This is a genomic window from Mycobacterium sp. NGS15, assembly GCF_059813245.1.
The window spans coordinates 762,256-774,685 of sequence record NZ_JCALEF010000001.1; the positions used below are offsets into that span (position 1 = coordinate 762,256).

13 protein-coding genes and 1 riboswitch are annotated in these 12,430 nt (G+C 63.8%); of the genes, 5 read left to right on the forward strand and 8 right to left on the reverse strand.

The window, feature by feature from the left end; translation table 11 throughout:
- Positions 1 to 2: 2 nt before the first annotated feature.
- Entirely contained in the window at positions 3 to 1,643 is a 1,641-nt protein-coding gene (thiC, locus tag AC5Y5C_RS03595; protein ID WP_499969039.1) for a phosphomethylpyrimidine synthase ThiC, read from the reverse strand.
- Positions 1,635 to 1,744, reverse strand: a riboswitch (TPP riboswitch). It overlaps the preceding gene by 9 nt.
- A gap of 278 nt (positions 1,745 to 2,022) precedes the next feature.
- On the opposite strand from thiC, the gene AC5Y5C_RS03600 reads away from it, so the two are divergent.
- Positions 2,023 to 3,768 (forward strand): MFS transporter, encoded by a 1,746-nt coding sequence (locus AC5Y5C_RS03600; RefSeq protein WP_499969041.1) that lies wholly within the window; start codon positions 2,023 to 2,025, stop codon positions 3,766 to 3,768.
- Positions 3,769 to 3,786: 18 nt separating this feature from the next.
- Entirely contained in the window at positions 3,787 to 5,139 is a 1,353-nt protein-coding gene (locus AC5Y5C_RS03605; protein WP_499969043.1) for a hypothetical protein, read from the forward strand.
- Here the strand turns inward: AC5Y5C_RS03605 and AC5Y5C_RS03610 are convergent.
- The 7 genes from AC5Y5C_RS03610 to AC5Y5C_RS03640 form a co-directional block, all read right to left on the reverse strand.
- Positions 5,123 to 5,680 (reverse strand): hypothetical protein, encoded by a 558-nt coding sequence (locus AC5Y5C_RS03610; protein WP_499969045.1) that lies wholly within the window; start codon positions 5,678 to 5,680, stop codon positions 5,123 to 5,125. The two genes, AC5Y5C_RS03605 and AC5Y5C_RS03610, sit on opposite strands and share 17 nt — an antisense overlap.
- The gene (locus AC5Y5C_RS03615) at positions 5,677 to 6,264 is read right to left on the reverse strand and encodes a hypothetical protein (RefSeq protein ID WP_499969047.1); all 588 of its coding nucleotides are present in this window, start codon (positions 6,262 to 6,264) and stop codon (positions 5,677 to 5,679) included. The genes AC5Y5C_RS03610 and AC5Y5C_RS03615 overlap by 4 nt, the downstream gene beginning before the upstream one ends.
- The gene (locus AC5Y5C_RS03620; protein WP_499969049.1) at positions 6,261 to 6,902 is read right to left on the reverse strand and encodes a hypothetical protein; all 642 of its coding nucleotides are present in this window, start codon (positions 6,900 to 6,902) and stop codon (positions 6,261 to 6,263) included. The genes AC5Y5C_RS03615 and AC5Y5C_RS03620 overlap by 4 nt, the downstream gene beginning before the upstream one ends.
- Positions 6,903 to 6,947: 45 nt before the next feature.
- Complete coding sequence (locus tag AC5Y5C_RS03625; protein WP_499969051.1) at positions 6,948 to 8,162, reverse strand: DUF7373 family lipoprotein; 1,215 nt, start codon at positions 8,160 to 8,162, stop codon at positions 6,948 to 6,950.
- 73 nt (positions 8,163 to 8,235) lie between these two features.
- On the reverse strand, positions 8,236 to 9,039 hold the full coding sequence (locus AC5Y5C_RS03630; protein ID WP_499969053.1) for an exodeoxyribonuclease III: 804 nt from the start codon (positions 9,037 to 9,039) through the stop codon (positions 8,236 to 8,238).
- A 9-nt stretch (positions 9,040 to 9,048) separates the two neighbouring features.
- Positions 9,049 to 9,948: an N-acetylglutamate synthase, CG3035 family gene (locus AC5Y5C_RS03635; protein ID WP_499969055.1), complete on the reverse strand. Its 900-nt coding sequence runs from the start codon at positions 9,946 to 9,948 to the stop codon at positions 9,049 to 9,051.
- A gap of 14 nt (positions 9,949 to 9,962) precedes the next feature.
- A complete protein-coding gene (locus tag AC5Y5C_RS03640; RefSeq protein ID WP_499969057.1) occupies positions 9,963 to 10,556 on the reverse strand; it encodes a peptide deformylase in 594 nt (197 codons plus the stop codon).
- A 189-nt stretch (positions 10,557 to 10,745) separates the two neighbouring features.
- Between AC5Y5C_RS03640 and napA the strand changes: the two genes are divergently transcribed.
- The 3 genes from napA (at position 10,746) to sodC (ending at position 12,411) form a co-directional block, all read left to right on the forward strand.
- A complete protein-coding gene (gene napA, locus AC5Y5C_RS03645; protein WP_499969059.1) occupies positions 10,746 to 11,093 on the forward strand; it encodes a nucleoid-associated protein NapA in 348 nt (115 codons plus the stop codon).
- Between the two features lie 61 nt (positions 11,094 to 11,154).
- Entirely contained in the window at positions 11,155 to 11,619 is a 465-nt protein-coding gene (locus AC5Y5C_RS03650) for a LytR C-terminal domain-containing protein (RefSeq protein WP_499969061.1), read from the forward strand.
- Positions 11,620 to 11,682: 63 nt separating this feature from the next.
- Positions 11,683 to 12,411 carry a superoxide dismutase[Cu-Zn] gene (sodC, locus tag AC5Y5C_RS03655; protein ID WP_499969063.1) on the forward strand — a complete coding sequence of 243 codons (729 nt, stop codon included), beginning with the start codon at positions 11,683 to 11,685 and terminating at the stop codon, positions 12,409 to 12,411.
- Positions 12,412 to 12,430: the final 19 nt, after the last annotated feature.

Here is a 12,430-nt window from a genome sequence, read left to right on the forward strand (position 1 = left end):
GCTCACGCGATCGGCAAATAGACCCGGTTGCCGTGTTCGGCGAATTCGACCGACTTCTCCTCCATGCCGCGGGCCAGCATCGCGTCGATGTCCTCCTGGGTCTCCAGACCGTTCTGAGCGGCGAACTCCCGGATATCGGCGGTGATGCGCATCGAGCAGAACTTCGGTCCGCACATGGAGCAGAAGTGCGCCGTTTTGGCAGGCTCGGCGGGCAGCGTCTCGTCGTGGAATTCGCGAGCGGTGTCCGGATCCAGCGAGAGATTGAACTGATCATCCCAGCGGAATTCAAAGCGCGCCTTAGACAATGCGTTATCGCGCAGCTGTGCACGCGGGTGCCCCTTGGCGAGATCGGCCGCGTGTGCGGCGATCTTGTAGGCGATCACGCCGTCCTTGACGTCCTTACGGTCCGGTAGCCCCAGGTGTTCCTTGGGGGTGACGTAGCACAGCATCGCCGTCCCCGCCTGAGCGATAATAGCCGCGCCGATTGCCGAGGTGATGTGGTCGTATGCCGGAGCGATATCGGTGGCGAGCGGGCCCAGCGTATAGAACGGGGCCTCCTCGCAGAGCTCCTCCTCGAGCTTCACGTTCTCGACGATCTTGTGCATCGGAACGTGGCCGGGGCCCTCGATCATCACCTGCACACCATGGGATTTCGCGATCTTCGTCAGTTCGCCAAGGGTGCGCAGCTCGGCGAACTGTGCCTCATCGTTGGCATCGGCGATAGACCCGGGACGCAGGCCGTCGCCGAGCGAGAACGTGACGTCGTAACGCGCCAGGATTTCGCACAGCTCTTCGAAGTGGGTGTACAGGAACGATTCCCGGTGGTGCGCCAGGCACCAGGCGGCCATGATCGAGCCGCCGCGTGAGACGATGCCGGTGACGCGCTTGGCGGTCAGCGGCACATAGCGCAGCAGCACGCCGGCATGCACGGTCATGTAGTCGACGCCCTGCTCGGCCTGTTCGATCACGGTGTCGCGGTACAGCTCCCAGGTCAGCGCGGACGGGTCGCCGTTGGTCTTCTCCAGTGCCTGGTAGATCGGGACGGTGCCGACCGGAACGGGGGAGTTGCGCAGGATCCACTCGCGGGTCTGATGGATGTCCTTACCGGTGGACAGGTCCATGATGTTGTCGGCGCCCCAGCGGATGGCCCACACCATCTTCTCGACTTCCTCGGCGATCGAGGAAGTAACGGCCGAATTGCCGATGTTGGCATTGATCTTCACGCCGAAGGCCTTGCCGATGATCATCGGCTCGCTCTCCGGGTGCTTGTGGTTGGCGGGAATCACGGCGCGACCCAGCGCGACCTCGCTGCGCACCAGTTCGGCGGGTACGCCCTCGCGGACGGCGATGAACTCCATCTCGGCGGTGATCTCGCCGGCCCGGGCACGCTGCAGCTGCGTGCCCCGGTCGGTCACAATCCCGGCGCGCGGCGGCAGACCCTTCTGTAGATCGATGGTGACGTTGTGATCGGTGTACGGACCGGACGTGTCATACAGGTCCAGGTGTTCACCGTTGGTCAGGTTGACCCGGCGCTGTGGTACCCGCAGGCCGTTGCCGAGGTTTTGGTAGATCTTCTCGCTGCCCTGGATGGGACCCGTGGTGACGGTCTCGGGGGCTTGAGAACGGGATGATTGGGTCGACATGATCTTTCCTCCCTACGCCGGCATTACCCGGTCAGGTTCATACGGTCGACGGCCCTAGCCGTCCTCTCAGCGCGCTGGTGCACGCTCCCGTGTTTGTGTGTTGGGGCTGTTCGTTGACGAACACTGGCCACGCTACTCGGTAGGTCACCGATTTCTCCGCTGAGTGCGAGCCTCACGCGGATTTCCGGCCAGGTTTACGCGTGAGGCTCGCACTCGAACCGCGTGAGGCATGCAGCCAAAGCCTGATCTGACAGATGAGGCTAGAAGGTTTTGGGAATATAGTTTCCCTTGCTAAAGTTATGCGCGGTGGTATCCAGAGACGGCCGGTCTGGGGTGCCCTGCTGGCCGCGTCGGGGAGAAGCGCGCAACAAGGGTGACGATGACTGATTTGACGACACGGACCGACGAAACGCCTGCGGATATCGCAAACAGCGGACTGCGGCCTCTTGTTTTTGCTGTGGATCGCGACCATCCGCACTACAAGTGGGTCGCACTGTCGAACACCACGTTGGGTGTGCTGCTCGCGACCATCAATTCGTCCATCGTCTTGATATCACTGCCTGCCATCTTCCGCGGTATTGGTCTGAACCCGCTCGCCGCCGGGAACGTGAGCTATCTGCTGTGGATGCTCATGGGCTATCTGTTGGCTTCCGCGGTGCTCGTCGTGCTGTTCGGCCGCCTCGGCGATATGTATGGGCGGGTCCGGATTTACAACATGGGCTTCGTCGTCTTCACGGTCGCGGCAGTGGTGCTGTCCTTCGACCCGTTCCACTATGGCGGCGGTGCGGTATGGCTCATCGCGTGGCGAGTGGTGCAAGGTGTGGGCGGCGCCATGTTGATGGCCAACTCGTCGGCCATCCTCACCGATGCCTTCCCGTCCACCCAGCGCGGATTGGCGCTCGGTATCAACCAGGTGGCCGCGGTCGCCGGATCCTTCCTGGGGTTGCTGATCGGAGGCGTGCTCTCCGAATGGGATTGGCGTGCCATCTTCTGGGTGGGTGTGCCGCTGGGTCTGCTGGGCACCGTGTGGTCATACCGCTCGCTCATCGAGATCGACGAACCTACGCCCGGGAAGCTGGATTGGGCGGGAACCGTGACCGTTGCGCTGGGGCTTACAGTGCTGCTCACCGGAATCACGTACGGCATTCAGCCGTACGGAAATTCGAGCACCGGATGGGGTAATCCGCTGGTCTATGGATCGCTGATCGCCGGCGTCGCGCTGCTGGTGTTGTTTTGCGTGATCGAGTCCAGGGTGTCCGACCCGATGCTCGACATGCGGCTGTTCAAGAACCGTGCGTTCGGCCTGGGCAACCTGGCCAACCTGTTGGCATCGGTGGGGCGCGGTGGCCTGCAGTTCATGCTCATCATCTGGCTGCAGGGCATCTGGTTGCCCTTGCGCGGATACAGCTATGAGTCGACCCCGTTGTGGGCGGGAATCTTCTTGCTACCCATGACACTCGGCTTTTTGCTGGCTGGACCCGTCGCCGGTGTGCTGTCGGACCGGTACGGTGCCCGGCCCTTCGCCACGGGTGGCATGGTGCTGTCGGCGGTGACATTCCTGGCGCTCATCGCCATTCCGGTGAACTTCAATTACTGGGCTTTCGCGGCGCTCATTTTCCTCAATGGGCTGGGATCGGCCATCTTCACCGCGCCCAACACCGCGGCCATCATGTCGAGCGTGCCCGCGCACCAGCGCGGCGCGGCCTCGGGTGTGCGTGGCACGTTCTTCAACGCGGGCAGCTCGCTGTCCATCGGAATCTTCTTCTCCCTCATGATCGTCGGGATCTCGGCCACGATGCCTGCCGCAATGCAATCCGGGCTGACCGCCCAAGGCGTGCCCGCCTCGACCGCCGCGGAGGTTTCCGGCCTGCCGCCGGTGGGCAGCCTGTTCGCGGCCTTCCTCGGCTACAACCCGGTCAGCGAATTGCTGGCACCGTCAGGGGTTCTGGACCACCCGGGGGTCAACGCGGCCGAGCTGACCGGGCAGTCGTTCTTCCCGAATCTCATTACCGAGCCGTTCCACGCCGGACTGGTGGTGGTGTTCCTCGCCGCTGCTCTGATGATGGCGGTCGCGGCGCTCGCCTCGTTGGGCACCGGCGGCAAGTACGCCCACGCGGAGGACTGAGCTAGCTACTATCTGGCCATGGCAACGTGGGGGATATCCGGTCCGATGGATCTGCTGCGCCGCACGGGGTTCTTGTGGTGGCGGTGCTGGCCGTGGCTGATCGGCATCTGGCTCGTGGGCTGGCTTACTCGATACTGGTTGATCAAGCTGGCCGTATATGTCGGCCTGCATTTCGGTGGCTACTGGGGCCAGCTGATCATGCCGTTGGCGGTTTTGGCCCGGTTGGTCGTCTATGTGTTGATGTTCTTGGTGTTGCGTTCGGAGATGAATCTGGATGGTGACGCCGCCGGCGGTGAACCGCGATTCCAGGCCTTCGCCGACATTGTGCTGAAATCGATCCTTCCGGTGTTCGTCCTCTTCGCTGCGTGGAAACTCGTGCTGGCCGACTATTCGGCGTATGCCGGCGAGCTGAAGTTCGCGGTGACCTACGCGATGGACACTGGTGCGGCTCCGGACATGTCGCCCACACAGACCGAGGCGTGGCTGTACGCCAGTGACTGGCGCATCTACCTCACGATCGCGGTCGCCTTTTGCGCTCGCGTGGCCTTGACTCGATTCGCGAGTCGGCTACCCGGCTGGACCAAGGTGATAACCGCCTATTTCGAGGCGCTGTGGGTTTTCCTGCTGGCGAATGCCGCGGCCACCCGGCTCTTTGGCAGCCCCGAATGGATCTCTGAACGTCGAATTGTGGTGTGGTACAACGATGTCAGGTCCCAGGCGCTGTCCCATTTCGGTGGTTTTGCCGGTGTGTGGCACTGGATTACCGGTACGGCGGGGCTGGTGGTGGCGGCCGTGCTGTTGTCGATGACCTGGCTGGCGATCGCGGGGACCGTCTATGCCACGCAACGGGAAACCACCTGGCGGGGCGCGAGTCACGCGGCGTTCGGGCAGGGGCACGGCGACCGGGTGGTGACCGCAGTGGGGGAGGCGGGCGAAATATTGCGGAGCCGCCTACGGCTGCTGCCGCATGTGGTGCAGACCCGCGGATCCGAGTTCTTCAGCAGCCTGCTGGGCATCGCCGAGAAGCTTGCGGACACCATTCGCCTGACGTTGCATGCCGGACCGGTGGCTGGGTGCTTTTTTGTGCTGGCATTTATGGGGACGGTCGCACTAGACCCCAACGGTGCCTATTTCAACCCCTACGTCACCGATGGCTACCTGTGGCGTTGGGTGGCGGAGTTGTTGGGACCGCATGAATGGTTGTGGTGGGCCTCCTACCGCGAATCGATCCGGATAGCCATTGCCGCTCTTGTCGATCCGCTGAGGATCTGCCTAGTGGCCGCGATGTATTGGCACTGCCTGGACAGGGTCTCCGTGCCGGATCATGCGACGATCGCCGACGCTATCGCCGACACTACGAAGGTGTCATAAACCGCACGACGTGGTGTTCCCTCTGGCTGCCTTTATCGGCGACAAAGGTGATGTTCACCGCGGTGATCGCTGCATCTGAGGGGACGAGCATGACCGTGACGAATGCACCCGGGCTACCGCAGCCCGCGGAGTAACCCTGCGCCCGCGCCCAATCGTCAATCGACAGGGGATGGAGCCCGACTTGCCCATCCCACCTGCGTCCGTCGTTGCCCACAACCGTGGCGATACATGTTCCCCATCCCTCCCCGAGGCCGGCGGGCTTGTTTTCCCGACTGCGATCGAACGCGTAGGCAACAAAACGGGTGTTCGGTGGTTGTGGTTGGTCGAGCTTCGACAACGTGGGCGCGGGCATATCGGGGACGCGTAGCCGCCACAGCACACCATCGATCTTGACGGTCGCCCCCGCAGGCACCGTGAACACGGGTTCACTCGAGCCGAGGTTTTCGCGCCAGTTGGGATAGCCGATGGTGATCCCGAAGACCAAGAGCCCGGCGAGCGCCAAGACGGCACCCACGGTGTTCCGCCGTAGCCAGGCCCTCATGGAGCCACCCTGTGGTCAACCAGTGCCACCGATGGTCGCCGTTCGATCATGCCGGGCGGAATCTCGATGGACAGTTGTGTGTCCATCCAGCCCTCTTGGATCCGAAAATCGTTGCTGGGAAATACGATTGCCAGCAGTCTGAAAGACTTCGTGGATTGCGGCACATCGAAAACCATTGTCGCGGGCAGCTCGATGCCGGCCTGGCCGATGGTCTTGTCGGTACCGGCGATGTTGTCACGATCGATGTGGTGATCATCGGCCTGCAATTGCAGGGTGATCTTGTCGGAGTAATCCACCGTCGCGTAGGACAGTTCCAGGATGATCCATTGCCCCTTGGTGACCCGAGAATCCGCCGTCTTCTGGATCGGCGAACTCTTGATCAACAGTTCCGGTGTCGAGTAGGCGTGATGCACCGTGATCGTAAGGTTGCGGCCCTCTACCCGGTCAGGGGCGGTGCCGCGCACGATCATGGGAGCGAAGGAGTCCACCCGCTCGGGCAGATGTCCGTATAAGTAGGCGGCTCCGACAAGCAGGAGAGTGCAGATGATCGCCTGCACGGCAACAACTGTGCGGGTGCGCGTCATCGGACGCATCCTTCGATCGGAGTGGTGATCTGGCCGTAACTCCTGGTGGTGCGCCAGGTCTCGACGGTGTTCATCAGATCCTTGTAGCGCTCGAAGTCGCTGATGCGGATCGTGACCGTGTCACTCTTTTTGTACGCGCCGAAGGGCAGACCCCAGACGACGGTGACATCCTCCCTCTTGCCCGACGGGAGCCCGACGAGCATCCCATACGGTCCGTACGCGCCGAGGTCCGCGACGACACCGGTGCGATCCAAGGTGAAGGTGTCTTCGGGATCCGGCTTGATGTTGTGCAAGACGATGCCGCCGGAGTCAGAGGTGTTCTCCACCGTGGCGAACAGCGCGAAGAGCCGCATGTTCTTGGCCTCGCGCTCCAGGATCATGTTGCCCTTGATCGGGAGGCTGGATGGATCGCACAGCTCTGCGACCCGATGCGGGGTGATCTTGTACGCCCCATTGAAATACGTCGACCCGATCGCCACCGGGGTCATCGGTTCGGCGGTGTCCAGACCGCCGAATGCCGCCGTGGCCGCCAACACGGCCACCAGGCCGGCTCGCTGCAAGTTCTGGAGCGAGAAGCGATCCAGGAACCGGCGACGGCCCGGCCCCCGTGAGTCGCTGACACGATCATCCCCGCCCACGTGCAGAAGCATACGATGTGACCGGCCGTCCCAGCGGGTTTCCAGTTAGCCGAGCCGGTTCCACTGATCCCGGAGACGCTGCCCGATCACCGATTGCTTGCCTTGTACCCAGGCGACGTACCGGCCCCGCTGGAAAAGGCAGGCCTGCAGTGGGTCGTTGTCGGCTATGGACGACACGTACTGCGCACAGTCCGCACTGGGCATCGTCGGGGGAGCGTTCGTCGGCTCGTAGTCCATCTTGGAGAGAAACTCGGGTCGTTCCCTCTCCAACACCCGTGCCGCGCCGATGCTGTCGGCCGCGCGTATCACTCCGCCGGTCTCGCCAAGGATCAGGCGGTCGACGCCCGCCTCGCGATACACCTCGGACCACGACTGAATGTCGCTGCGGAATAGCAGAGCGCCCTTGGTGTCGAACACTCCACCGACGCCACCCGGACTGAACGAGGTCGAATCGGATACGAGTTTGGCGAGGGAGCCGTCGGGATCGTATGGCGCGGTCAGTGAGCTGAGCTGGTCAACTGGTGTCGGTGTGAATCCATTCAGCTCACCAAGCTGTTCGGCGAGGTAGCGCCCAATGATCTCGATGCTCTCGTTTTCCGGCTGCTGGCCGACGCTGACCTGGACCACCAGTGGCCCGCGCTGCACAGACGCCTTGGTCTCGGCGTATACGAACTCGCCTTCGCCGGTGCGTGAAGAGTAGGCCTTGGCCTCCGGAAAACTTGGAATATCGACGGTACGAACGCGTTTCGGTCTTGTCGGATCATTCTGCTCGTCGCGAAGACGAAAGAGCGCCTCGGTCGCGGCAGCCGCCGAGGCATCGTCCTTGAATAGAAGCACCGTGGTTGTCAGGACGGCGGTTTCTGTAGGGCTCTTGCCCGGCGAACGCGACGCGGTCACGCCGGTGATGTATCCGTAGCCCTGCAGCGCCTCGTCGACAGCCTTTTTCCGATACAGGAGGGTGGCTTCGACGTATCCGGCGTTTCCCGCGAACCGGGCATCGATCACGGTGGGCGACACAACGAAACTGGTGAGTCGTATGGCCTCGTCGAACAGCTTGCGCAGCTTGACGTCTCCGATGCCTCCCGTGGGAGGCGGGAGGGCGATGGTGCGCGTGGGCTTCTGTGCCGCGGCGGTCGACATTGTCGCGGCGGTCGGTCCTCTTGGCGTCTCGCCATTCGTCGCGATCTCGATGCCGTCGGCGGGCCGCGGGCCGCAGGCGCTGAGGGCAAGAGCAATCACCAGCACGCAAAAACGGCGCATAGCGAATCCCCTCGATTAGAAGTTCCCTGAGGGTAGCGCGGGAGGATTCACTGCGGGTTAGTTCGCGGCGTGGTCAGGAGTCCAGATCGACGACGACGGGGGCGTGGTCGCTCGCGCCCTTGCCCTTACGCTCCTCGCGATCGATGTGAGCGTCACCCACTCGCTTGGCGAACTCCGGTGAGCCGAGGACGAAGTCGATGCGCATCCCGCGTTTCTTGGGGAAGCTCAGCTGCGTGTAATCCCAGTAGGTGTACACGCCCGGACCGGGGGTGAACGGCCGCACCACGTCGGCGAATCCGGCGTCGTTCATCGCGGTGAACGCGGTGCGCTCGGGCTCGGACACGTGGGTGCTGCCCTGATAGGCCTCCACACTCCAGATGTCGTCGTCGGTGGGCGCGATGTTCCAGTCGCCGACCAGCGCGACCTGTGCCGCGGGATCGGCCGCGAGCCAGCCCGCGGCCTCGTCACGCAAAGCCGAGAGCCACCGCAGCTTGTACTGATAGTGCGGATCCTCCAGTGTCCGGCCGTTCGGGACATACAGGCTCCAGACCCGCACCCCGTTGCAGGTGGCGCCGAGCGCGCGGGCCTCGGCGGCTTCCTCGACATCCGCGCCGGACGCCCACCGGGGCTGCCCTTCGAACCCCACGGTCACGTCCTGCAGGCCGACCCGGGAGGCGATGGCGACGCCATTCCATTGGCTGAACCCCACGTGCGCCACCTCGTAGCCGGCATCGGTGAACGCCTGCATGGGGAACTGCTTGTCGGAGCACTTGGTCTCCTGCATGGCGAGCACATCGGTGCCGGAGCGTTCCAGCCAGGAGATGACCCTGTCGGCACGAGCACGGATCGAGTTCACATTCCAGGTGGCCAATCGCATGACGTCACCCTACTTTTCGATGCTGACGGCCTCGATATGTGCATACCGGTACCGATGCTGCTCGGTAAAACCCAAGGTCGGATACAGCGCCAGTGCCGCAGCGTTGTCCGCGCGCACCTGGACGTACGCACGATGGGCTCCCTGTGCGGCGCCCCAGCCCAGTAGTAGGTCACACACGTGCCGAGCCAGCCCGCGACGCCGATGCGCCTCGGCGACCCGCACCGCGGAGATGCCGAGCCAGCCCTCGGTGACGGCGCCCCGCGCGATCGCGACGGCCGGACCGTCATCGGTGACGGAAGCAAAGCCCAGCGTCCCGTCGACCACCGCCGTCAGCACCTGCATGGACATGGGGTGGTTATCTCCATACAGGCCAAGCCAACCGGCGGACGGCTCCGGGGGAATGCGCTCCGACCGGGCCTCGTCGAGATCGCGCACCATCACGACGGTTTCGTCACTTGTCGCCAACGCATCCGGCGGGTGTATCAACCGGTCGGGCAGGCATAACAGGGTGGGCAGTCGGTGTTCGGAATACCACGCGCTCACCTCGCCAAGTGAGCGCGGTGACGCCGAATGCTCCAGTGGTACAGCGGAATTACCGCGATGTGTGTGTCCGCCCGAGGCCCTGACGAACCACCCGTCCACCCAATCGTGCTCGATGCCCGGCCACCCAAACGCGGCGGCCCGCTGCGCCGACCTGATGTCCCGATTCAGCACCGGAACCGGCGGCAGCACTCGCACCGATACAATGTCGGCGGGTGAAATATCCACCACCGCACCGGATTTATGCAGTACCTGCACCGTCGGATCGGTCGCCACCAATTCGCCGACGGTGTCGGTGAACGGGGGCACCGAACCAGCCGGGCGCCGGCTGCGGACGGCTACCCGTGCTCCGAGTTCGGGCAGGGACACGGTGCCGTGCCGTCCTAATGCCCGAACGGATCAGCGACTTGACCCGGCATCCAACTCAACCCGGGCACGCCCCAGCCATTCGACTTGACCGCACGCTTGGCCGCCCTGGCATTTCGCCCGATCAGCGTGTCTATATAGAGGAAGCCGTCCAGATGCCCCGTCTCGTGCTGCAGCATGCGTGCGAACAGATCGTTGCCCTCCAGGATGACCTCTTTGCCGTCGGCGTCCAGTCCGGTGACCCGTGCCCAGTCCGCCCGCCCAGTGGGGAAGGACTCACCGGGCACCGAGAGGCAGCCCTCCTCGTCGTCGTCCGGGTCGGGCATGGTCTCGGGGATCTTGGAGGTCTCCAGGACGGGGTTGATCACCACACCGCGATGGCGGGTTCCGCCGCCTCGGGTGTCCGCGCAGTCATAGACGAACAGACGCAGGGGCACGCCGATCTGGTTGGCGGCGAGCCCGACGCCATTGGCGGCGTCCATGGTCTCGTACATGTTCGCGATCAGCTCGGGCAGATCGGCGGGCAGCGAACCGTCGGGACCGACCGGAACGGGCTCAGTAGGCGCGTGCAGCACCGGGTCGCCGACTATGCGGATGGGAACAATAGCCATCCGTAAAACCTAATGGAGGCAAGCTATCGGCTTGGTATTGAGGGCCGACGCGCGGGGTTGGCTAGCCGCAGTTGCGGTTTGAGCGTGGTTAAATATCGCCGAACCACAATGCTGTAATTTTTGGTGTTGCAGTGAACGCGATCGATCAACAGACAAGACAACAAACGCCCGGTTGGGTCAGGAGCTCTTATGGACGGCGCCCAGGCGCGAGCTGAGCAGTCAAAGGCTGCAGACGCTGGTCAGGACTCGCCTGCCGTCGGCTCGGACGGAGTCGAGATTGCGGCTGGTCTGAGCCGGCGCGAGCATGACATTCTGGCCTTCGAGCGGCAGTGGTGGAAGTACGCGGGCTCCAAGGAAGAAGCCATCAAGGAGCTGTTCGGCATGTCGGCCACCCGCTACTACCAGGTGCTGAATGCCCTGGTGGATCGCCACGAGGCCCTGGCGGCGGATCCGATGCTGGTCAAACGGCTCCGCCGGATGCGCGCGAGCCGTCAGAAGGCCCGCGCTGCACGGCGCCTGGGGTTTGAGGTCACTTGATGGTCCCGGCGTGGCCGGCTGAATAGGTGCTGGCGCCGACGGACCGTACAGTGGATTCACAATGAACGAACGCGTACCCGATTCTCATGGCCTGCCGCTACGCGCCATGGTGATGGTGCTGCTGTTTCTCGGCGTGATCTTCCTGCTGGTCGGATTCAACGCTCTCGGATCCGATAAGTCCGCGTCATCCGACTCGACGTCCACGTCGGTCAGCGCCGCCGCAGCCCCCAAATCGACGACCCCGCCTCCCGCCCCGAAGCCCGACGTGCGTGTCTATAACACCACCTCGGTGCCCGACCTGGCGCGCGGTGCTGCCGATCAGGTCGCGGCCGCGGGCTGGAAGGTCGCCGAAGTAGGCAACCTGCCCATGCCCGATGTGAACGTGACGACCGTCTTCTTCGGCAAGACTGCCGGAGAAGAAGAGGCCGCCCACGAAATCGCCAAGGTGCTCGGCGTTCAGGCCGCACCGCGTGCACCCGAGCTCGTCGAACAGCCGCCGGGTGTCGTGGTCGCCGTCGCCATCTGATCGATCTGACGGATCAGCACTTCGGGTCTACCACTGGGTGCTACGAGCTGTAGGAGAGATGGCATGATGAGGCCCATGGTTAAGCCCGCCGTTCTTGCCGCCGGAACCCTTGCTGCCGTTGCCTTGTCCTTAAGTGGATGCTCCCCGGATCAGTCGGCCAGCACCACGTCCGGCACCACACCTCCGGTGTGGACGGGTTCGACGGCGCCGTCGACCGTGGGCGAGCATGGCGGCAGCGCTGGGCATGGGGGCGGCGAGCGGCCGATCCCGTCGGGCGAAAAGCTCAATGCCACGCTCAAGCTCGCCGACGGCACCCCGGTGGCGTCCGCGGAGTTCGTTTTCCAGGACGGATACGCCACCATCACGGTCAAGACCACCGAGAACGGCAAGCTCACCCCGGGCTTCCACGGGCTGCACATTCACTCTTTCAAGAAGTGCGACCCCAACTCCACCGCGCCCGCCGGCGGCACCCCGGGTGACTTTCTGTCCGCGGGCGGGCATTTCAATGTCCCCGGATACACCGGTCACCCATCCAGCGGCGATCTGGTGTCACTGAACATCCTCAAGGATGGCTCCGGCGAACTGGTTACCACCGCCGACTCGTTCACCAAGGATGATCTGACCGCTGGCAACGGCACCGCGATCATCATCCACGAAAAGGCGGACAACTTCGCCAACATTCCGCCGGAGCGGTACACGCAGGCCAACGGCACTGCCGGCCCTGATGACACCACGAAGTCGACCGGCGACGCGGGCAAGCGTGTGGCCTGCGGTCTCATCGACGCGGGCTAGCCGCCAGAGTGCTAGTTCG